Here is a 22,466-nt window from a genome sequence, read left to right as displayed (position 1 = left end):
ATCAGTCTCCCTCGAAAACCGGACGGGTCTTGGCCGCGAACGCTTCGTAGGCGCGGTCAAAATCGCGTGTTGCCATGCAGATGGCCTGGGCCTGTGCTTCGGATTCGATGGCCTCGTCGATACTCATGGTCCATTCCTGATGCAGCATCGTCTTCGTGATGCCGTGTGCAAACGTCGGGCCTGCGGCGAGATCGGCAGCGAGCTTCTGCGCATCGGCGAGCAGCGTGTCGGGGTCGCACAGACGGTTGTAGAAACCCCAGGCGTGGCCTTCCTCGCCGCTGGCCGAGCGGCCCGTGTAAAGCAGTTCGGCTGCGCGTCCTTGCCCGATGATGCGCGGCAGGATCGAGCAGGCGCCCATATCGCAACCCGCGAGACCGACGCGCGTGAAGAGGAATGCGAGCTTGCTGCGCGCGGTGGCGTAGCGCATGTCGGACGCCATCGCGAGGATGGCGCCCGCGCCTGCGCAAACGCCGTCGACGGCGGCGATGATCGGCTGCGGGCAATGCCGCATGGCCTTGACGAGATCGCCGGTCATGCGCGTGAACAGCAGCAGTTCGGGCATCGTCAGACTGGTTAGCGGCGCGATGATGTCGTGCACGTCGCCGCCCGAGCAGAAATTGCCGCCTGCGCCGTGCAGCACGACGGCTTTGATATCGGTTGCGTACGTGAGCTGGCGAAACAGATCGCGCAGTTCCGCATAGGATTCAAACGTGAGCGGATTCTTGCGCTCGGGACGATTGAGTGTGATCGTCGCGACGCGGCCTTCAACCGACCAGTCGAAGTATTGCGCGCGATAACCGGCGAGTGTGACGCGGTTGCCGGCGAAGAGCGCTTCGGCGTTAGAGCGTGTCGATGTGGTCAAGATAGCTGTCTCCATTTGTCGGCCGTAGTTAGCGCTTTAGCGCTTACTACGGCCCCATGCAAAGCTGTCGACCGGAGTTGCGCTTTAGCTGTCGCCCGGAGTTAGTGCTTTAGCACTTACTCCGGTCCCATGCAGAGCACTTACTCCGGTCCCATGCCTGTCCTGGGGCGTTGTTTCAACCTTGCAGGCTGTCGCGCAGATGTTGCTTGAGCTTGCCGAGGCGGTCATGCATCTTCGACTTTTCGTCGAGCGACAGGCCGCCGAACATTTCGACCACCCATTGCTCATGTGCGACGGCCATGCGGTCGAAGAGTGCGCGTCCTTCGGGCGTGAGGCGCACCGCGATCGAGCGGCGGTCGGCCGGATCTGCATCGCGCACGACGAGGCCTTCTTTCTCGAGCTGATCGGTGATGCCCGTGACATTGCCGCCCGTGACCATCATGCGGCGCGAAAGCTCGGTCATGCGCAGGCCTTCGGGATGTCGCTCGAGCTGCGCCATGAGGTCGAAACGCGGCAACGTCGTGTCGAATTCGACGCGCAGTCTGCGGCGCAATTCCGTCTGCACCATGTTCGTGGTCGTGAGCAGGCGCAGCCACAGGCGCAGGCCCATGTGGCTGTCGGCGCCCGTGCTCATCTCCATGTCGACGACGTTCTCAGCCGGATTGGCGACGCCTTTTCGCGGCGTCTTCGCAGCAGCGCTCTTGCGAGTGGACGCACTCGAGGTCATGTGATTTCTCCACCGGAAACGGATATGGACTGCCCCGTGATCGCGGACGAACCGGGCGCGCACAGCCACAGTACGGCGTTAGCGACTTCGTCGGGCGCGACGAAGCGTTGCTGCGGGTTGTGACGCACGAGGATGCTACGTGCGTCGGCTTCGCTGCGCGACGTCTTGCGCGTGATCTGTTCGATCGACGCCTGCAAAAGCTCGGTTTCCGTGTAGCCGGGACATACCGCATTGACCGTGACGCCCTGTGTGGCGACTTCGAGTGCCAGCGCGCGGGTCATGCCGATCACGCCATGCTTCGACGCGCAATATGCGGCTACGTACGGGTAGCCGACCTGGCCTGCCGTGCTCGCCACGGTGACGATACGTCCACGCTTTTGCCCGATCATCGCTGGCAGCACGGCGCGCGTGCAGAGAAACGTGCCAGTCAGGTTCACGTCGAGCATGCGCCGCCACAGCGCGAGATCCGTTTGAGCGAACGGTGCGGCCTGGGCCTGGCCCGCGTTATTGACGAGGATGTCGATTGCACCGAGGCCCTCGACTGCATGGGCAAACGCGGCGTTCACGGCGGCTTCGTCGGTGATGTCGACGCTCACGCACGCCACGTTTTCGCCGCCGCCGAGCGTCGCCCGCTGGGTTTCGAGGCGTACGGCGTCGCGGCCCATCAGCGTGACGCGAGCACCCGCGTGCAGAAGGGCAGCCGCGATTGCAGCGCCGATGCCGCTACCGCCGCCCGTGACCACGGCATGCTGACCGGAGAGGGATTGGCCGTTCATGTTCACACGGTTCCTTCTGCGCGCTGCGCGCGTTCGAGCGGCGAGAGCTTCGCGCTGGCTACGGCCGTGGCGCGCTCACGCTCGATGTTGCGTTCGAGCTGCGTTTTGGCCGCCGTGTACTGGCGTGGCCACATGACGTCGAAATAACCGATTTTCGCGGCCTCGGTGAGCGTCCAGGACGGATTCGCAAGATGCGGACGCGCAACGGCGCACAGGTCTGCACGGCCTGCCGCGATGATGCCGTTGACGTGATCGGCTTCCGAGATCGCACCGACCGCGATGGTCGGAATACCGGCCTCGTTGCGGATGCGGTCGGCGAACGGCGTCTGGAACATGCGACCGTAGACCGGGCGTTCGTCCTTGCTCACCTGACCCGACGACACATCGATCATGTCCGCGCCCGCTGTCTTGAAAGCACGCGCGATTTCGACGGCATCGTCCGGCGTAATGCCGCCTTCGACCCAGTCGTGCGCCGAGATCCGCACGGAAATCGGCTTGTCCTTCGGCCACACTTCGCGAATGGCAGCGAATACCTGCAACGGGTAGCGCAGGCGGTTTTCGGGCGACCCGCCATATTCGTCCGTGCGCTGGTTCGTGAGCGGCGAAAGAAAACTCGACAGGAAATAGCCGTGCGCGCAGTGCAGTTCGAGCCAGTCGAAACCCGCTTCGGCGGCCATCCTCGTCGAGCGAACGAATTGCGCCTCGATTTCGCCGAGTTCATCGACGCTCGCCTCATGCGACCACTGGCTCACGCCCCGCAAGTACTGCTGCGGTGAAGCCGAGACAAGCCGCCAGTTTCCGTCCTGCAGGGGTTGATCGATGCCTTCCCACGCGACGCGCGTCGAACCTTTTGCGCCCGAATGGCCAAGCTGCATGCCGATCTTCGCATCGGACTGCGCGTGCACGAGATCGACGATGCGGCGCCACGCGTCCCGCTGTTCAGTCGTATACATGCCCGGGCATCCCGGCGTGATGCGCGCCTCCGGCGAAACACAGGTCATCTCCGTCATGACGAGTCCGGCGCCACCCATCGCTCGTGCGCCCAGATGCATGAGGTGATAGTCGCCGGGTACACCGTCGTGTGCCGAGTACTGCGCCATCGGCGACACCAGCACGCGATTCTTCAACGTGACGCCGCGTACGGTGTAAGGCGTGAACATCGGGGGAACTGCACGCTCGCCCATGCCCGCCCGGGCCGCAAGCCATGACTCGAAGCCACGGAGGTAGTCTGCATCGCGATCGCGCAGATTTTCGTGTGAAATACGCTGCGAACGCGTGAGCAGCGAATAGGCGAACTGTTCGGGTTCGAACTTTGCATAGCGATCGACATGCTCGAACCATTCCGTCGAATTGCGCGCTGCGTTCTGGATCCGCAGCACGTCCACGCTGCGCACGCTCGTGTAGTGAGCCAGTGCGCCGCGCAGATCGCCTGGATGCGCGTCCATGCTATTGGCGAGTTCGATCGCGTCTTCAAGCGCGAGCTTCGTGCCGGAGCCGATCGAGAAATGCGCCGTATGAGCCGCGTCGCCCATCAGCACGACCGGCGTCTGGCCGCCGTCCGCGCGCGGCTTCCAGTGCACCCACTCGCGATTGACGACGCGCGGAAAGCGGATCCATTGCGCGGAGCCGCGCAGGTGGTCCGCGTTCGAGCGCAGCGCATGTCCGTCCAGATAGCGAGCGAAGAGCTTTTCGCAGAACGCGATGCTGTCTTCCTTGCTCATGGTGTCGAGGCCCGCCGCGCGCCAGACGTGTTCAGGCGTTTCGACGATGAACGTGGACGTGTTGTCGTCGAAACGATAGGCGTGCGCCTGGAACCAGCCCCATTCGGTTTTTTCGAATGCGAAAGTGAATGCGTCGAAGAGCTTCGACGTGCCGAGCCACACAAAACGGCAATCGCGCAGGTCGATGTCGGGCTGATACGTGGCGGCGTATTTCTGGCGGGTGGCGCTGTTCAGGCCGTCACTCGCAATGATGAGATCGGCGTCGCCGATGTCGTCGTCCGTGCACTGGCTTTCGAACACAAGCTTCACGCCAAGCGCCTCGCAGCGCGCTTGCAGAATGTTCAGGAGACGCTTGCGGCCGATTCCGCAGAAGCCGTGACCCGACGAGCGCATCGTGCGGCCGCCGAAGTGAATTTCGATGTCGTCCCAGTGGTTGAACGCGTCGAGGATTTCGTCTGCGGATTCCGGGTCGGCGGCCTGCAGGTTGCCGAGTGTCTGATCGGAAAACACTACGCCCCAGCCGAACGTGTCGTACGGACGGTTTCGCTCGATCACCGTGATTTCGTAATCGGGGTGACGGCGCTTCATCAACAGGCCGAAGTACAGGCCGGCGGGTCCACCGCCGATACAGGCAATGCGCATGTTCGTTCCCTCGTTCATTCCGTAGCCTCAATGTATGGCGATTTACTTTAGATGTCAAGTAAATCGGCGGCAGTGCGGGAATGTCCTGATGTGCCGACTCGGTCCCGCGGATGAAATAGGGCCGTGGCGAACAACACGTGCGAAACCCACACGCAATGCGGTGCGCCGGACACTGGCGCGATGTCGATGGACAGGGAGTGGCACTCCAGCTCGGTCAGTTCCGCGTTGCTCGCCGTGAAGAACGAAGTGCGGATGTGCGAATCGGAAACATGCGGGTGCAAGTTAGCGCGCCCCATGTCACCGTGAATCGGGCCGATAGGTGCTATGCCGCATTGACGTCAAGTTCTGCGGAGCAGAAGACGTAACAGGCCCTACGCCTTGAATCCCGCGAGCCGGGCGTGCGAGGGGAAACCAAAATCGCGAGTGATTTAGCGGGTTCCCGGTTAGAACGTCGTTGGTTTACAACCTTCAGCGTCAGCAGTTCAACGCTGATACGAAGCGTTGCCGAGCAGCATGATAAGCGCCACTACGCAACCCATGCTCGTGCGCCGTGCTGACGAGTTCGCGCACCATCACCGCATCGTGAACCAGTCCTGTATCAAGGTGCGGGAAGAGACTGCCAAAAAGACCTTCAAGCGAGAACGTTGATGAAAGCGTTTCGTCCATCGGCTCGTGGCGCGAATCGTAGTGCGTCCGCTCCACGTCCGCAAAGTGGCTGTCCCCGCGGACCTGACCTTCGGCGAGGTGCAGTCGCTCTTCCCACATCAGGAGTTGCGCGACCTTGCCCAGCGAACTCGTTGTTCGATGAGCCCCATCTGCCAGCACAGACCGCTTGACCATCCACGCGGTGAGATCGTCCACCGGCATGGGCTTCGCGATCACGTAGCCCTGGGCGGCGTCGACGTTGAGCAGGCGGCACGCTTCGAGTAGCGCCTCGCTCTCGACGCCCTCCACAATCACCGATTTTCCCAGCGAGTGACCGAGACGCGTCAACTGGTAGATAAAACTGAGGACCGTGGCGACATCCTGGCCCGAAAACTTGACGATGCTCCGGTCGATCTTGATCCAGTCGAAAGGCAACTCGCGCAGTCGTGAAAGACTGCTGTGACCAGAGCCGAGATCGTCCTCCGCGAAAATGACGCCAAGCGACATGAAGCGCTCCAGCGCGAACGTAATGCCCGCGTCGCGAGGAAGCGCTTCGCTTTCGAGAAGCTCGAGCGTCAATCTGTGGGGCGGGCTGTTGTGCCTGGAAAGTGCATCCCGTGTCGCCTCGAAATAGCGGATGTCGAGTAGCGCACTCGAGGGCAGGTTAAGCGACACCGCGAGATCAAAACCGGTCCGAAGCCACTTTTCGCGCTGCAATAGCGCGAAATTCAGTCCGTATTTGTAGAGCTCGAGGAAGTCGTCGGGCCTGAGGGCTGGAAAAAATTCGTACGGCGTCAACAGGCGCGATCCTTCGGCAAGACGCGCAAGCATTTCCACCTTGATTACGCGGCCCGTTCGCAGATCTACGATGGGTTGGCAGTGCATCTGAAGCGCGTCGGTTCGCAGTAAAGCTCTCCAGCGTCTGCGTGTCGACTCCGGAATCGCGCTGGCCGTGCCTTCGTCGCTAGCGAAGCGACCAATGGCGAGCGCAAGCAGTGTCTGCAGCAGGTCGATGAATGCCTCCTGTTCGATCGATGAAAAGCCGCCCGGAAACGCGCTGTGCAGCGTAAGAATCGCAAACGGAATCCCTTCGGACAGGAGCAGAGGAATCGACACGCTTGAACGAAGCCCCAGTCGGCGCGCAACAGGACGCAACTCCGCCATGGTCGCGTCAGTCGAGAGGCTTACGCTCCGCACTATCTTGCCGGTATGCCATGCGGCAGTCGGCAGAGGCAGGTCTCGCGGCAAGCCCTGTCCGTCTGCCTCGAATTCGGGTTGTGGGCCGGCGAGAATGCGCCCCTTTGCGGACTCGACTCGAAATACGCCACGACCGTCGGGCCTCGTGATCGAACATCCCGCGACTTCGTCGCACGAACCGAGTATGTCGACAATCTGGGCGATGAGGTCGGCGTAGCTCTCGCTGCTCCATGTCACGCGTGCGATTCTGGAAAGCGCTTCACGTCGTTCGTCCTCCAGCCGCTGGTAGGCTTCCGACTGAAAGGCGAGATCGCGATTGAGCCTACGCGCAAAGATCTGGGTTGCTTCCCGGCTGACCGATCGAGCGAGGTGACGATCGACGGCGGCGGAGAGAATGCCGCGGCACCGGACAAGCTCCTCACGGTTCAGGCCCACCATCGCATGAATGCGCCCCACACGCAGCGCTGTCATGCGGTGATTCTCTTCGGTTAAACCGGGATCGGCCAGAGAGAACAGATTGCGTATTTGCTGCGCTTTCAGATGCTGTAATTCAGATTCGTCCAGCGCGTCGAGAATGCGTTTGCAGTGAGTCAGGCGAGAGAGGCGTCGATAAAATTCCTCCACGATCGCAGCCGCATTGCGCTCAAGCTGAGCCGAGAGCGATGCCATTTCCGGGGCCCAGGACGGATCATATGGATCGGCGCCACGCCTGTCGAAAGCCGAGCGGTGTTCCTGCGTGTCGTCCGACGAAGCCCAACCCCACCAATTCTTATGGTCGCCTGTGTGAGTCTTGACCAGACGCAGGGCCCGGTCAGCTTGAGACAAGGGGTCGCTTGAATTCGCGGCGTCGGGATCCGGCCAGATTGAAAGACCCAGGCTTATTCCACATTGCAGCGACATATGGCCGATTGTGACAGGGCTTGTGAGCCGTGCATGCAACCGTTCCAGCAATGGGGGAAGCGTGTGTTCGGGATCGCGAACACCCTCCAGCGCGATGACAAACTCGTCACCACTGCGGCGAGCGACAAAGTCGCTCGTGCGGATTTCCTCGCGCAAGCGGCTGGCGATTTCTCGCAGCACCTCGTCGCCGACTTCATGCCCGAACAGATCGTTAATGGGCTTGAACTTGTCGAGATCGAGCAAACCGATCACCAGGGGATTTTCGGCGCGCGATGCGCGGGCGGTCGCTTGCTCTAGGTGGAGCGAAAGCGCGGTCATGTTTGGCAACCCGGTTAGCGCATCCTGCAACGACAATTCGCGCAGGCGGCTCTGCTCGATGTTCAGATGCATCCGGTCCAGCGCGACGCCCGCAATCAGGGCAATATGCGCTAGCGCAGCGGCCCATTCCGGCTTTACGAAACGATTTGTCTCCGCGCTGTAAAGACAAAGCAGCCCTACGCACGTTTGCTCGTGTGCCAGCGGGACATAGGCAATCTCGCGCCCTTGAGAAATGGCACTTTCGCTCGGACTACCCGATGAAGAGGCAGTCTGGATCCGTCGAAGTTTCCATGCGCGGTACGCAGGTGCCATGTCGCTCGCGACGGGATCCGGCGCGGCGAGACGCGCCTCGGCGGCGCGGGCCTTTACGTCCTGACCGCGGTACATCACGGGACGCAGAGTGCCAGGCTTACCCTCGGTGACAACGCAAGCATCAGCGAGACCGACGCAATGCGCCCATTTGACCAGCGCGCCGCCAAGGGAGTGGAAATCCGTCGCCTCCAGTATGCTTCGATCAAGCTCGAGAAGACTGACGACAAGATCGCCGCTGGAATTGCCCATTGTCACGATATTCCTTTGCATCAAGAATGTCGCGGCCGGGATTTACTTTATTCAGGCGTTCCGTATTCCGGTCGACCATTCAAAGATATTCCACCTGTCACCGTCAATCGATTCAACCCTGAGGTTGCAGTCGGGCCACGGCGTTCACGTCGCGAATTCAGGCACTTCTTTTAAAACGTAATTTTCGTAATGAAAATTATATGGACAGCACTGGCATTGCAGGAATTCGCGGCCACCGCAACGCGCGATATCCATTTCTGTGTGTGCAGTGTCTGTATTTAACTATGAAAATCGAGGGGCGTGCGGATATGGCCTGACGTCAAACGTTTGGCTTTTATATGCGTTGATACGCATCAAAAACGTGTAAGCGAAATTTCAACAGTGAAAATAGGGCGTTTACACATCAACAATTCAAATATGAATATTCGTTTATATATCTGCAATGTGCTAATTCAACGCTCGTGTACGATATATTACGAAGGCGCTTACATGATATTACCTGGCTAAGCGAGGCTGGGTGCCTCGGGGATATCGCCTGGCGGGACGCTCACGCGCGACATGCATGCAGTGACTTGTTCCGCCGGCTGTGGCTTCGCCAGCAGGTATCCCTGCACCTGATTGCACCCTGCCTCTTGCAGGAATGCGAGTTGTTCCTCCGTCTCCACACCTTCCATCACCACATCGAGATTGAGTGCACGTCCCATCGCCACGACCGCGCGAATGATTGCCCGGTCCGGATTTTGCGCGTCGCTGCCGGCGAGGAACGAACGGTCTATCTTCAGCGTGTCGACAGGTAAATCCTTGAGGTAGGCCAGTGACGAATAGCCGGTACCGAAATCGTCGATGGCGAGGCTCACGCGTCGTGTAACAAGCTCGTGCAATAGCGCGCCGATTTCCTTGCGCGTGTTCATCGCCATGCTTTCGAGGAGCTCGAGCTGCAACCGTTCCGGCGGTAACCCGGTCTCATCGAGCGTCGCGATCAAGTCCGTCAGGAAGCCTTCGTCGAGAAATTGCCGCGCCGATACATTCACTGCGACTCGCCCGAATTCAAGGCCGGCATCAAGCCAGCAGCGCGCCTGCCGGCACGCCTCGCGCAATACCCAGCGTCCGAGCGGAATGACGAGCGCAGATTGTTCGATGATGGAAATGAATTCGCCGGGAGGCACGAGCCCGCGCTGCGGATGACGCCAGCGCAACAGGGCCTCGACTCCAACCATGCGTCTGCCTGCAAGTGCATATTGTGGCTGATAGAAAAGGCAGAATTCGTTTTTTTCAAGCGCCCGATGCAACTCGCCTAACGTTTCCAGTTGCGCCATGGCCGCTGACGTCATGTTGCGCTCGAAGAACTGGAACACCCCGCGTCCGCGGCTTTTGGCACCGGACATTGCCTGATCGGCGCATATCATCAATTCGGCGGCCTGCGCGCCGTCGTCCGGCCACATGCTGATGCCGAGACATGATGTGATGAATATTTCGTGCCCATCGATATGAATCGGGCGATTGACAGCATCGAGCATCGTTCGCGTTGCTTGTCCGACATCGCGAGGGCTGTTGAATTCTTCCAGAATCACCCCGAATTCGTCACCACCGAGGCGTGCGATCGTACTTCCCTGACCGATGGCTTGCCGAAGGCGCTGGGCGACCTCCTTCAACACGTCATCGCCCGTTTGATAGCCGAACGTTTCGTTGACGAGCTTCAAACCGTCGAGATCAAGGTATGCAACAGCAAACCTGCCACTAGTCCGCTGGGCATGAATGATGGCACGCTCCAGACGTTCCTCGAACAACACGCGGTTGGCGAGGTCCGTTAACACGTCGTGGGTCGCGAGATAGCGAAGCCGCTCTTCCGTCTGACGACGGTGGGTGATATCGGAGAAGATCCCGGCGTAATTGGCGACGACGCCATTCTTGTCCAGCACGCTCGTGATCGTCAGATATTCAAGGTATAGCTCGCCGTTCTTCCGTCGATTCCAGATTTCCCCCTGCCAGTGGCCCGAGGTCATCAGCGCGCGCCACATGTTCTTGTAAAAAACGGGGTCCTGACGGCCGGAATTCAGGAGGCTGGGGTCGCGGCCGAGCACTTCCGCTTTGGTATACCCCGTGAGGCGTGTGAACGCCTCGTTCACACGCTCGATCTTCCCGCGGCAGTCGGTCACCATGATGCCTTCGACAACCGACTCGAACACCCGGTCCGCCAGGTGCGAACTCAGACTCGTGTCATAGGGTGCTTCGTCGTGCTCACGCTGAATATATTGCAGTTCGCTCACGTATTCGTCTCTGCCTCTTCGAATCAGGTACGCGCGTCCGCTTTGAGCGAGCGGGTGTGAATAGCGGGGCCGACCGGTTGGGTTGCGGCCGTCACGACGGTCGATCCAGTGCGTTCGGCAAGGATCCGATGAGCGACTTCGCGTGCAGGAATCCCGGAGGTACACGTCGGCATTGAGCGTGCGAATAGATGTGCGATGGGAGTGGGGTGACGGTTCGTGGGCATTAATTTTTCACTCGAAGCGGTACGAATGCGTGCGCGGGAAGACTGGGGCGATTACAGGCGTCTCCATGCGCCACCAGCAGCTAAAACCACGCTATTCGATCCTTTCCTGATCGGCAGGGTGCGACGGAAGCTTGAGAGGCAAAACGTCGCAACGCGCGTCCGCGAGGTCAGGCATACGTGGATCCCGCAACAGACCGCAAGGCACAATCGCTGCAACGCAATTATCTTGCGGTGCGCCAATTGCCGAAAGGGCCCCTTGTTCAATGGAGCGAGTTGCGTCCGTATTTGATCGGAGGCCGTCAACGCTCGCGGCAATGCATTTTAAATACTCGCATAATACGAAATCCCGCGAAAGAAGAGAGTTTCCCAACTCAAGCCACGGAAAATTTCAGCCAACTTGAGGCGATGCTTCCATACGCCTCCGGGTTGTCAGATATATAGGGATTGAACAATTGAAAAATATCGCGAATTTCATTTGCCGGATCCGTCGGAGAATAAATCTGCCATTAAAACGTTTGCGCACAGCGAACCTGCCCTCGGCTACTTGCTAAATAAACCGGAACGTTGGTGCCCCTCATGCGTTGGGCCTGCCGCAAGAGCGCGGCATGGACGTGAATCAAGAGAAATGTTGGGGTAACACCGGGAAAAGATGTTTAATTTCTACCCGGTAGTTGATGCGTGCGAAGAAAAAGTTTGTTATGATCCTCGCGACCGTAGCCCTATAAGCAGGATACCTGCGCCTTCTCGTTGATCGATCAGCGCCGGTAAAATCAATAAAGGCAGTGCATTGGTGATGCAGAATCACCAATACGATTTTCAAAAAAAACCAACACAAAAAATCAATCCGGGGAATATCAAGTGATGCTGCCACCCACGCTGCAATAGCACCCAAAGCGAAGACGCACGGAAAAGTGACCTGCCATGAGCGGGCCGGGCAAGTATTTGCTCGAATGCCGGCGTCAACGTGTGAGAGATCGCGTGCGCAGCCCTAAATTCGCCGCGATATCGTCGACAACTGCTGGACCAATTGCGGTTGTCAATTAACTGATTGCGCACTTTCTTCTGTGTTCCGGGCTGGCCTTATTGATTAAGTTGCCGGCTGGTACAGGCCCATTCGTGGTTGAGTCTTCGCGGACAACACAGAAGCAGAGCGATTGCGCGTCTGCCCGGAAGATGATGGTGCAGGCGATCGCGTCAAGACCTTGAAAATCGCTCATCAACGTGGCATTCGGAAACTCTGATCCTTTGCACATGACAACTCATAGCAATCTAGACGGTTCATCTGGGGGAGGGCCGGCCGTCAACGACGCTCAGTCCACATCGTCCGGTGGCAGCAAACCGCGCGTGTACTTGCCCGTCAAACTCAAGTTCACGGTGGCATTCGTACTGGCCGTGGTCTGGTCCGTTCTCTCGTTTTATCTGGCACAGCGTTGGCTCGCCGACATGACCTCTGAGCTGGGGGCTGTATGGGCATATCTGATCCTGTTCGGCATTGCAATTCTGCCGGGCAGCATGAATGCCTTCCTGATGACGAGTCTGCTGCTGGACCGCCGACCGTCATTCCGCGAGAACATGGACGAACTCCCCGGAATCAGCATCCTCGTGGCCGCGTACAACGAGGAAGCCAGCATTGCACAAACTATCGAGAGCATCGAGAAGCAGGCATATTCAGGTCCACTGCAAGTCATCGTAATCAATGATGGCTCGTCCGATGGCACGGCGGCCGAGTTGGACCGGTTGAATTATCCCTGGCTGGAAGTCATCCACATGCCTCGCAACGGGGGCAAGGCACGTGCGCTTAACGAAGGTCTGAAGCATGTGCGTCACGACATCACCGTGACCGTTGACGGCGATTCATATCTGTATCGCAACGCGCTGAGAAATCTCGTGAGCCGGTACCTCAGTGATCCCGCGAACACGAGAGCTGTGGCGGGAGCCGTGCTCGTGCGAAATTCGCGAAAGAACCTCGTCACGCGCATCCAGGAGTGGGATTACTTCCACGGCATTGCCGCCGTGAAGCGTCTGCAGAGTCTGTATCAAGGCACGCTGGTCGCACAGGGCGCGTTTTCGGCGTACGACACGTCGGTACTGCGCGACGTTGGCGGCTGGCCGACCGCTGTGGGCGAGGACATTGTGCTCACGTGGGCCATTCTGAGGGCGGGGTATCGCGTTGGCTATGCCGAAAACGCCTGCCTGTTCACCAATGCACCCGAGACGTGGAGTCAGTTCATCCGTCAACGTCAACGCTGGTCACGCGGGCTGATGGAAGCGTTCAAGGCCCACTGGCACCTGCTGTTCCAGGCACGCATGATCACGTTGTTTATCTGGTGGAATTTGCTGTTTCCTTATATGGACCTGGTCTATACGCTCGCTTTCGTACCGGGACTCGTATTGGCGCTCTTTGGCATTTACTGGATCGCCGGACCGATGACCTTGCTGGTATTGCCAATGGCGATATTGATCAACGGCATCATGTTCCGGATCCAGTCCCGTATGTTTACCGAGCAGGGGCTGAGGGTACGCCGCAACCCCTTCGGTTTTCTCTTCTACAGCCTGTTTTACGGGCTCGTCCTGCAGCCTGCCTGCGTGGTGGGCTACTTCCAGGAATTTGTCACGCGTGGCAAGCGCTGGGGCACCAAGTAACGCTTAAAAGGATAATTCATGTACGTAAGTCGCACCCGCAATGCGCGGGTACTCTGGCACGCGCTGAGCGTGGCCGGCGCACTGACGATTGCCTCGCTCGCTCACGCTCAATCCGTCGACGGTCCTGGCAGATACGGCGCGTTTACCGGTGACACCTTGTTCAGCGATGACAGCGACCACTTTCGAGAGAGCCGCACGAACGCCGGCTACCTTTTCTCGAACGGATGGGGGCTCGGCGCGTCCTTCGCATACTATGACGCGCCGAATTGGTCCGGTGCCTACGGTCGCGGCTTGTTCGGCCAGTACCACTTGCACGACGTGGCACAGACCGTGGACGCGCGTCTCGGTGTCAACGACACCGATGGGCACACGACGGCTATTGGCGCGCTTGACTACATGCATCGCGTCACTCAAAACACGTCGCTCGGAGTGAGTGCCGAGCGCGATGTGGTCGACTCGGTCGCCGGCATCGAAAAAGGCCTGACGTACAACAGCCTTATGCTCGTGCTCGACCATCAGTTCACACCGCGCTTTACGGTTGGGGCGGTAGCGGGTGCAATGTGGTTCTCGGACAACAATACGCGTTCGATGCTGCGCACCCGGTGGAGCTACGATCTGCTGCCAAACAGCGGTGTGAGCGCCTATATCAAAACGCGCACCTATTACGATAGCAATCCGGATCAAGGCAACTACTATTCGCCGCAATGGTTGAACGAGTACTCAGGCGGACTTTCGTGGCGAACCGCACTCAGTAACAAGGTCGTGTTCTTCGTTAGCGGCGATCTTGGACATCAGAATACGGACAGCGGTGGAAACAATATCTGGGGCGCGCGCATCGGCCTGCAAAATCACCGTAGCCAGAAAGTGCAGTGGCAGGTCGCCGTGGAAACGACGAACAACCACACTGGCGGTTTCTCGGGTGGTGGTGATGGCTATCGCTACACGAGCGTGTCGGGCAAGTTGTTGTTCCCCTTCAATTAACGCTTGAAGTGCCAGATTCGCGAACTGCGGCTGGGCTTTACCCGGCTACCGGAGTATCGGTCGATCTGAGCATCACGCCGCAGGTATTTTGCGCGGCCGTCTGCGCCGGCAGGATGAAATGAATAAGCATTCTGCCGGAGAGCGCAAAGCGCAATTGGCGCTACTCCAAAGGACGCATTTGGAAACCTCGCGCATACTGAGCGTCCTCAACACCCGCCTATCGTCTGCTGCTGCGTAACCACGCGGCGGACCATGCATTGCTTGCCTTCATCTCTCCGGCGCCGTCTCAGGGTGGTTTTTGACACCTTTCATTTCCCGATCGGGGCAGCGAGCTGCCGATGCCAGGGGAACCCACGCAGCGGCGATACGTCAACCAGGTATGTCCACACGAATCTGTATGCGTCCGGCTTACGGATGCCTTGCCGCACATAGCCGATTGTGGGCAGCGGCACGGCACCATGAGCGCGCGTAAGTGTCTTCATTGTGCGGATCGCGCACCGAATTTGCCCCCGTTTTGAAGCACGTCGGACGGACGCACCAGCGTGTGTGAGCGCGGGTGTGTCCGTACTGACTGCGCTCGCGTAATGAATTGCGTGAATCGAAGGGACGGAACGTACTTTATAAGTGCTACCGCTCGTTACGACGGGCCCGTTGGCGCATGCCTGGCATTAAAGTCGCTTAGACTTCACTCGTATCTGTGGCAATTACAGCCGCCTTTCGATGGCTAATGGCTGGAAAGTCTGACGTTTACGTGGAGAAGGAATCAGGAATATTTTCAGTAATCCTTAAATATTGTTTTCCACTCGCTGCATGCTTGATCAAATCGGCGACCTGCGGCTTCTTCAATCGTAATCTTCAGCCCACCCGGGAGATGTCATTGATGAGTCAGACTGCGAAGCGCTCGATCGAAATTGACTTTTTCCGCGGGTTTGCGTTAATCGCGATTGCGGTCGATCACATTCCGGCCAGCGTGCTATCGCACACGATGTTGCATAACTTCGCGTTTTGCGATTCCGCCGAGGTATTCGTGTTCGTAAGCGGATATGTGTCGGCAGCGAGCTGGCTGGCGACTGCGGGGCGCAAAGGCGTCCACGCGGCGAACCAGCGATTCCTGCGGCGCGGCTGGGAGATCTATGCGGCTTATCTTTGCACGGCAGCACTGATGCTGCTTTCCGGTGCTGCAGCGGTGATGCTTCGCGTGGATTCTCCGCTCGTCGGCTTGTCGGGGTTCCTGCGTTTTGCGGCGCATCCGTTCACGATGCTCACCAACGTCGCACTGTTTCGCGATCAGCCCTATCTTGCCGGCGTACTGCCGATGTACGTTGCGCTGGTACTTTCGCTGCCGCTCGTCATACCTCTTGCGTCAAGCAGACCCGATATCGTGCTGGTGGGCAGCTTCAGCATCTGGTTTGCCTCAAGCTGGCTGGTCGGCTATCTGCCCGCGGCGCCGGGCGCGATCTGGCCGTTTAATCCGTTCGCCTGGCAGGCCATGTTCATCGTCGGTTTGCTGTGCCGGCTGTACCCGGTATCGCACAGATTCCAGTTATCCGCACTCGGGCGCTCGATCACGCTACTCGCGGCCGCGCTGGTGCTGACCTTTGCATACCTTCGTGTTTTCGCCGATCTCGATCCGCAGCCCGGTTACATGAAGCAGAATCTTGCGAGCCTGCGCATTGTAAGCTTCGGCGCGATAGCGTGGCTGGCAGCACAGGCTGTGCGCCTCGGCTGGATACACCGGCTGGCGCAGTGGTTGCCAGGCGTGGTCAACATTGGGCAGCAGGCGCTCGTCTGCTTTGTGGGCGGTGCGGTCGCGTCGAACGTCGTCGATACGCTGCTTCGCGCCACCCACGTCACGACGTTCTTCCCGGCACGGCTCGCCGGAGATCTGCTCGCTATCGGCGCGCTGCTCACACTCGCCGGAGGCGCACGCCGCCTGAAGGCTGTCCGTCCGAACATCGCGCTAACCTGATCCGATCGGCGCAAGCGGAATAAAAAGGTGAGTGTTTGCGGGAGCGAGTTTGCAGCGTGTGGGACTGGTCAGCGTAAAACGCCGTTCAAACAACGAGTTGAAGTCCTGTGTCAGCAGTTCAGAAAGCGCACAAAGGTGAGGGTTTGCGGGAACGCAGTCAGGGCTTCACAAGTTCGCGAACATCGGCGGTTGACGTCGATCCGAATTCATCGCTCAGCGCGTACTCGATCAACTGCTGCGCTGCTGCTTCCGGCGTGGTTAGTTCGCCGTCCTGTTTGAGTTGATCGAATCGCTCGCGCAATGGAAACCGTTCAACGCTCGTTGAGCGGATCGTGGCCTGCATGCCCGTATCGACGACGCCAGGCGCCACGCTGCAGATACGCACGCCACGCGGCGCATCGAGCGCCACTGCGCGCGCATGATGGTCCAGCGCCGCTTTCGTCGCGCAGTAGACGCTCCAGCCAGCGTAAGCGTTTCGCGCGGCGCCGCTCGATAGATGCACGATGCGGCGGGAGGTCTGTGCCTTCGCCGTGTCGGGCGCAGCAATCGCGTTCGCAAGCATTAGCGGAGCAGCGACGTTCAGGGCGATGGCGCGAGCGATCACGTCCGCGTCCTGCGCGCCACACGGAGCGATCGGCTCGACCGTGCCCGCGTTGTTGAAGAGGAGTACACAGTCTGCGTCGCCGATAAAGGTGCGCAATGCGCCTGTGGCGAGCCACTGCTCGATGCTCAAGGTATCGGCGAGATCGAGCACGGTCTGCTCGAATGCTGTTGCGTGAAGCCCGGCGAGCGACGGATGATCACCGCGTCCGAGGCCAAGGACGCGAATGCCGCGCGCAAGCAGTCCTTCCGCGAGCGCCGCGCCGAGACCGCGTGTATGTCCTGTGACGATGGCACAAATGGAGGCGCTGGAGGGCGTGGTTAAAGTCATGTCAATCGATCAAGAGTGAAGGCGGCGCGCGTCAAGCGGTGGTCGCACGCAGGTTGTGTGATTGCTCGAGAACACGAGCCGAAGAAGGGGCGATATTCCGTGATCGAACGGCTCTTGATGTGCCGTGCCGGAAATACGGCTCGCGATTCGGTATCATAGCGGCCGAACCCATAAGGAAGAGAGCTGGACGTGAAAGCCGCATCGCAACAACGCCGTACCCTGAGCTTCAAGGAAGGTCTTCTGGAAATCAAGAAGAGCATGGGGAAGGGCTCGGGGCAAACACCCGAAGAACAGGACCAGGCGCCACAGGACAAGCCCGCGCGCAAGGGGCAACCCGCGCTCGCCACGGATAAGGACGCCCGTGCGAAAGACGCGCGCTCACGTCCGCGGCCGCAGCAGCCCGGTGGCCGGCCGCAGGGCGGCAAGCCTCAGCAGCCGAAGCAGGCCCGTCCGCAGAAGCCCGGCGAGCGCCCCGCGCAGCAGCGCCAGCGGCCCGCCCGGGCGCCGGTGCAGCCCGCAGCGAACCTTAGCGATGCCGAAAAGGCGCGCATCGAGCGCAACCGCCAGCTCAACACGGTCTGGAACCTTTTTGCGAAGCACTATCCGGCATTTCGCGACCGGCTGCCGCTCAAGATTGGCGTAGCAGAAGACCTCGTTGCGCGTCACCCCGACTTTGACCGCACGCTGATCGTGGCGGTGCTCAAGCGGCACGTGAACCACCCGCGCTACCACGAGCGCGTCGCGGCCGGCGGTTCGCGCTACGAACTGGACGGCAGCGTGTCGGCAGGTCCGGGCATCGATCCGTCGCATGTTGGCCGGGCAAACGCGGCATTGGCCCGCCAGAAGGCAAAGGCCGAAGCACGGGAGCAGGAAAAGGGCGGTGGCAAGCCCGAATCCAAGCCGCAGGACGCGGTGCAGGCGCCTGCCGCCGATGCGCAGCCTCAGCATCCGCAAGCCGGGGCTCCGGCTCAGGCAGCGATCCCTGAAGGCACCGAGGCTCCCGCACAGACGCCGGCCTCAGAAGGTGTCGAGCCGCCCGCAGCGGGCGCATAAGGGGCATCTCCCGGATCGCCGGGCTTTTGCGCCCGGCGTCACCACGCTCTAACGTGCGCATCGTATGCATATCGCATACGATGCGCTTTCGCGTGGCACGCGACTGATCAAACGGTTTCGCGCTCCGGCGTCCGCAAGCCGCCGACCGACGCAGTCAGCCCCCGTCCGCCCGGACTGTTGCGCAGCCTGATCGCCAACTGGTGACGCTGCGCAATGCGCGCGGCGATCGAAAGTCCGAGTCCGCTCCCCGTTCCCTGCACATGGTTGCCGCGATAAAAGCGGTCCAGTACACGCTCCATGTCTTCATCGGGAATGCCCGGGCCGTTGTCGATGACTTCGAATCCGGCGCTATCGCCGCGGCGCGTCAGTACGAGATCCACCTTGCCACCGTGAGGCGTGTAGCGAATCGCGTTGTCGAGCAGGTTGTTGAGCAGCGTGCTCAAGCCATGCGCGTCGGCGATAACCTCGCAGGGGTCGTCCTCCGTGACCGGTGGTCTCGATTCGAGACCGAGGTCGATTCCCCTTTCCTCCGCCAGCAGCGAGAAATCGCCGACCGCCTGTTCGCCGATCCGGCGCAGGCTCACGACCGCGTCCGGGCCCGCTGGCTGGGAATCCTCGCGCGCGAGCGTGAGGAGTTGCTGCACGAGACGGATGGTCCGGTTCAGACGCGTGGCGATTTTCTCGACGGTCTGTGGGTCGCCCGTCAGGCGGCCGTCGTGGAGCGCGGCCTGCCATTGCAGTTTCAGCGCGGCGAGCGGCGAGCGCAATTCGTGCGCTGCGTCCGCGATGAAGGTGCGCTGCGCCTGCGAGGCGAGATGCAGGCGGTCAAGCAGATCGTTGAGCGCTGTCACCAGGGGACGCAGTTCGACAGGCACCGACTCACCCAGCGGCAGCGGTTCGAGCGAATGCAGCGAACGCGTGGCGAGCAGTTCCGACAAGGCGCCGAGCGGTGCGAGTCCGCGCCTCACGGCGAGCAGCACGAGGAGGATCGCCACGGGGATCAGCAATGCGAGCGGCCACAGCGTGTGCAGGGCGAGCCTGAGCGCCAGTGCGTCACGTACCGAAACCGGTTGCGCGACCTGGACAAACCGGCTTGCCTGCTGCGTGCCAAACACGCGCCAGTGGGTTTCGTCGTGTTCGATGGTGCGCAGGCCCTCCGGAAAACGCGGCAGCGGCGGCGCGGCACGCGAGCGATAGACGAGTTCGCCCGATGCGTTCCAGGCTTCGATCAGGATCCGGTCGTCGGCGATGCCCTGAAAACCGGGGCCAGCCTCCTCGGCGGTGTGGGCAGCCGCCAGATTCGCCGGCATCGAAAGCGCAACCGCACGCAACTCATAGTCGAACAGTTCGCTCGCTTCTTCGCGGGCCGTCTTGAAAATGGCGTAGCCGGCGATCACGGCGGCAGCGGCGAATCCGAAGATCAGCCACGCAAGCAGCTTGCGACGGATCGACCTCATTCGCACCTCTTGAGCCGATAACCCACGCCACGCACGGTGACGATCTGCTCGGCGCCCAGTTTGCGCCGCAAGCTGTGCACATGCACTTCGATCGTGTTGCTGCCGACTTCCTCGCCCCAGCCGTACAAGCGGTCTTCGAGTTCGGCTTTCGTGAAGACGCGCGCGGGCTCCTCGATCAGGATATGCAACAGAGCAAATTCGCGCGGCACGAGCGGGACTGTCGTGCCCGCGAGCGTCACGGTGTGCGAGGCGGGATCGAGCGTCAGATCGCCGTGCGTGTAGACCGGCTGCTTCTGGCCGACGCGGCGGCGCAGCAGGGCGCGCGCTCGCGCTGCCAGCTCGTCGAGGTCGAAGGGTTTGACGAGGTAGTCGTCTGCGCCTGCGTCGAGGCCACCGATGCGATCGGTCACCGCGTCGCGCGCAGTCAGGATGATGACGGGCGCTTTGCCGCCGCGGTTGCGGTATCCGTTGAGCACGTCGATGCCGTCTTTCTTCGGCAGACCCAGATCGAGCAGCACGAGGTCGTAGACGCCGTGACCGAGCGACAGCTCGCCCTCACGGCCGTCGCGTGCCCAGTCGACCGCGTAGCCTTCCCGGCGCAGCGACTCGAGCACGGGTTCGGCAATCATTTCGTCGTCTTCCACGAGCAGCAGACGCATGGTACATTTCCGGAGCTTTACCACCCGATATTGTCGGGCATCGCGGCTTAAGGTTACCTTAAACATTGCAGGGCGCCGAACGGCTTGCGCCGCAGGAATGCGGCAGCGCCAACGAGTCATCGCGCGCGACGACGTCGGCCGATGTGCGCGATTACTGGTTCACGCTCCGGATTCGGTGATTCGATACGGAATGCCAATCATTTTTTCGCGCCGGTGCCTGGCGTGGGTGCCTGGTCATCAGGCTGCGGTTCGCGACTCAGTTGGCGCGGTTAGCGACTGCCGGGACGGCAGAGCTGCCCGATGCAGCCGCTGCCGCCGGGGAAGATGTGTCAGATACGGCAGACGCAGCCTCGTAGGCATCGGGCGATACGAACACGACGGGCGCTGAAGACCCGCTGGCCGCATCCGGGCCCGCCTTGGCGGCGTCGAAGAGAGGAGCGAACTCGACGGCGCGCGACTCGATCGTTTGTGCATAGGCATACGACCCGCCGTAGACCTTCATGGCGGCATCGAGATTGCCGCCCGCGTCGCGCATATAGCCGTACAGGATCGAAGAGCCGAGATCGATATTGACGTCCGGATTGGTGAGGTCCTTCACGTGGCGCACCAGGTCGCGGTGCGCCGACGGTACGACCTGCATCAGGCCCGTCGCGCCACGGGGGCCACGCGCCTTCTCACGAAAGCGTGATTCGATCGAGATGATGGCGAGAAGGACCGCAGGCGGCAGTGAATACTTTTGCGCGGCCGCGGTGACCGCCGCCGAGATCTGCACAGCCTTTTGCTTCGCCACGCCGAAGCGTTGCGTGAGGTATGCGGAGATGGTGTCGGTCGCTGGGCTCTGCTGGGCCCACGCTTGCTGAAGGAGGCCCGGCAGCAGGACGACCAGGCAAAGAAACCGCCTCATGGTCATTGCGTGTCGAGAGGATAACGAAACGGCAAGTATAACTGCATGCCCGGCCGGCATGCAGTAGCGGGACACCTCGCCCATCGCAAATGAGCGGTAGGGCGGGCGCAGGCGCAAAGATCAGGCTTTTTCGACCGACGCCTTCCAGATTTCGTCGATGCTCGCCGCGAGCGCGGCGTCGAATTCAGCGTCGCGCATGGACTTCGTGAGGTCGTTGACGAGCGCTCGCGAGAAGCTTGCAATCATGCGGTGATTGGCCGTGAGGCGCCGGCAAGCGTCGCTGCGTGTATAGCCGCCCGAGAGCGCCACGACGCGCACCACGCGCGGATGCTCGATCAGTGGCAGATAGAAGTCCGGCGTATCGGGAATCGTCAGCTTGATCATGACGTTGCGCGAGTCCGGCAACGCGTCGAGGCCCTTGAGCAATGCCGCGCGCAGGAGTGCCTCGGCTTCGGCCTTGTCGGCGATCTTGATGGAGACCTCGGGCTCGAGAATCGGCACGAGACCGTGTGCGCCAATCTGCGCGGCAAGCTCGAATTGCTGTTCGACAATCGCGGCTATGCCCGCAGGAGAGGCCCCTTCGATTACCGAACGCATCTTTGTCCCGAAAATGCCGGCTTTCACCGCGCGTTCGAGCAGGGCATCGAGCGTCGGAATCGGCTTCATGAGCCGCACGCCGTCGGCCTCGGCGTCCAGCCCTTTATCGACCTTCAGAAACGGCACCACGCCGCGGTCTTCCCACAGGAAAGCGGGCACGGGTTTGCCTTGTGCCGTACCGTCCATCGTGGCCTCGAACAGGATCGCTCCGATCACTTTGGCACCCGTAAACGCGGGCGCCGTGATGATCCGGACGCGCATTTCGTGAATGAGGCGGAACATGTCGGCGTCGTTGCTGTATGCGCTCTCGGGAACGCCATACTGGCGCAGCGCACCTGGCGTCGAGCCACCGCTCTGGTCCAGCGCCGCGATGAACCCGGGTTTCTCGCCCATCTGCGCCAGCATCTTGTCGTTCGCCATGTCTCATCTCCG

15 protein-coding genes are annotated in these 22,466 nt (G+C 60.7%); 4 read left to right on the top strand and 11 right to left on the bottom strand.

Going from position 1 to position 22,466, the window contains the following annotated elements; genetic code table 11:
• Window position 1 precedes the first annotated feature (1 nt).
• From L0U80_RS20955 to L0U80_RS20930, 6 genes are all read right to left on the bottom strand, one after another.
• Window positions 2–862 (bottom strand): enoyl-CoA hydratase family protein, encoded by an 861-nt coding sequence (locus tag L0U80_RS20955; RefSeq protein WP_233869426.1) that lies wholly within the window; start codon window positions 860–862, stop codon window positions 2–4.
• 175 nt (window positions 863–1,037) lie between these two features.
• Window positions 1,038–1,589 carry a MarR family winged helix-turn-helix transcriptional regulator gene (locus tag L0U80_RS20950; RefSeq protein WP_233869423.1) on the bottom strand — a complete coding sequence of 184 codons (552 nt, stop codon included), beginning with the start codon at window positions 1,587–1,589 and terminating at the stop codon, window positions 1,038–1,040.
• Window positions 1,586–2,371 (bottom strand): SDR family NAD(P)-dependent oxidoreductase, encoded by a 786-nt coding sequence (locus L0U80_RS20945; RefSeq protein ID WP_373322241.1) that lies wholly within the window; start codon window positions 2,369–2,371, stop codon window positions 1,586–1,588. Before L0U80_RS20945 ends, L0U80_RS20950 begins: the two co-directional genes overlap by 4 nt.
• Complete coding sequence (locus L0U80_RS20940; protein WP_233871501.1) at window positions 2,368–4,728, bottom strand: bifunctional salicylyl-CoA 5-hydroxylase/oxidoreductase; 2,361 nt, start codon at window positions 4,726–4,728, stop codon at window positions 2,368–2,370. The genes L0U80_RS20945 and L0U80_RS20940 overlap by 4 nt, the downstream gene beginning before the upstream one ends.
• A gap of 474 nt (window positions 4,729–5,202) precedes the next feature.
• Window positions 5,203–8,349 (bottom strand): EAL domain-containing protein, encoded by a 3,147-nt coding sequence (locus L0U80_RS20935; protein WP_233869418.1) that lies wholly within the window; start codon window positions 8,347–8,349, stop codon window positions 5,203–5,205.
• A gap of 503 nt (window positions 8,350–8,852) precedes the next feature.
• Window positions 8,853–10,535, bottom strand: a complete 1,683-nt coding sequence (locus L0U80_RS20930; RefSeq protein WP_373322274.1) for a putative bifunctional diguanylate cyclase/phosphodiesterase — start codon at window positions 10,533–10,535, stop codon at window positions 8,853–8,855.
• A gap of 1,526 nt (window positions 10,536–12,061) precedes the next feature.
• Here L0U80_RS20930 and L0U80_RS20925 point away from each other — a divergent pair.
• The 3 genes from L0U80_RS20925 to L0U80_RS20915 all read left to right on the top strand — a co-directional run bounded on the left by L0U80_RS20925 (window position 12,062) and on the right by L0U80_RS20915 (window position 16,433).
• Entirely contained in the window at window positions 12,062–13,483 is a 1,422-nt protein-coding gene (locus L0U80_RS20925) for a glycosyltransferase family 2 protein (RefSeq protein ID WP_233869415.1), read from the top strand.
• An 18-nt stretch (window positions 13,484–13,501) separates the two neighbouring features.
• Complete coding sequence (locus L0U80_RS20920) at window positions 13,502–14,464, top strand: hypothetical protein (protein WP_233869413.1); 963 nt, start codon at window positions 13,502–13,504, stop codon at window positions 14,462–14,464.
• Between the two features lie 880 nt (window positions 14,465–15,344).
• Window positions 15,345–16,433 carry an OpgC domain-containing protein gene (locus tag L0U80_RS20915; RefSeq protein ID WP_233869410.1) on the top strand — a complete coding sequence of 363 codons (1,089 nt, stop codon included), beginning with the start codon at window positions 15,345–15,347 and terminating at the stop codon, window positions 16,431–16,433.
• 157 nt (window positions 16,434–16,590) lie between these two features.
• On the opposite strand, the gene L0U80_RS20910 is transcribed toward L0U80_RS20915, so the two are convergent.
• Window positions 16,591–17,364: an SDR family oxidoreductase gene (locus L0U80_RS20910; RefSeq protein WP_233869407.1), complete on the bottom strand. Its 774-nt coding sequence runs from the start codon at window positions 17,362–17,364 to the stop codon at window positions 16,591–16,593.
• Window positions 17,365–17,553: 189 nt separating this feature from the next.
• Between L0U80_RS20910 and L0U80_RS20905 the strand changes: the two genes are divergently transcribed.
• Entirely contained in the window at window positions 17,554–18,417 is an 864-nt protein-coding gene (locus L0U80_RS20905) for a ProQ/FINO family protein (protein WP_233869404.1), read from the top strand.
• Between the two features lie 107 nt (window positions 18,418–18,524).
• Here L0U80_RS20905 and L0U80_RS20900 read toward each other — a convergent pair whose 3' ends face one another.
• The 4 genes from L0U80_RS20900 to L0U80_RS20885 all read right to left on the bottom strand — a co-directional run bounded on the left by L0U80_RS20900 (window position 18,525) and on the right by L0U80_RS20885 (window position 22,454).
• Window positions 18,525–19,874: an ATP-binding protein gene (locus tag L0U80_RS20900; protein ID WP_233869401.1), complete on the bottom strand. Its 1,350-nt coding sequence runs from the start codon at window positions 19,872–19,874 to the stop codon at window positions 18,525–18,527.
• Window positions 19,871–20,533, bottom strand: coding sequence for a response regulator (locus tag L0U80_RS20895; protein WP_233869398.1), 663 nt, complete (start codon window positions 20,531–20,533; stop codon window positions 19,871–19,873). The genes L0U80_RS20900 and L0U80_RS20895 overlap by 4 nt, the downstream gene beginning before the upstream one ends.
• A 256-nt stretch (window positions 20,534–20,789) precedes the next feature.
• Complete coding sequence (locus L0U80_RS20890; protein ID WP_233869395.1) at window positions 20,790–21,437, bottom strand: lytic transglycosylase domain-containing protein; 648 nt, start codon at window positions 21,435–21,437, stop codon at window positions 20,790–20,792.
• A gap of 120 nt (window positions 21,438–21,557) precedes the next feature.
• Window positions 21,558–22,454: a fructose bisphosphate aldolase gene (locus L0U80_RS20885; protein ID WP_267954854.1), complete on the bottom strand. Its 897-nt coding sequence runs from the start codon at window positions 22,452–22,454 to the stop codon at window positions 21,558–21,560.
• Window positions 22,455–22,466: the final 12 nt, after the last annotated feature.

This window comes from Paraburkholderia adhaesiva (assembly GCF_021390575.1).
GTDB classification, from domain to species: domain Bacteria; phylum Pseudomonadota; class Gammaproteobacteria; order Burkholderiales; family Burkholderiaceae; genus Paraburkholderia; species Paraburkholderia adhaesiva.
The sequence above is the reverse complement of the archived record's forward strand: the minus strand, read 5'-3'. Positions and strand labels throughout refer to the sequence as shown.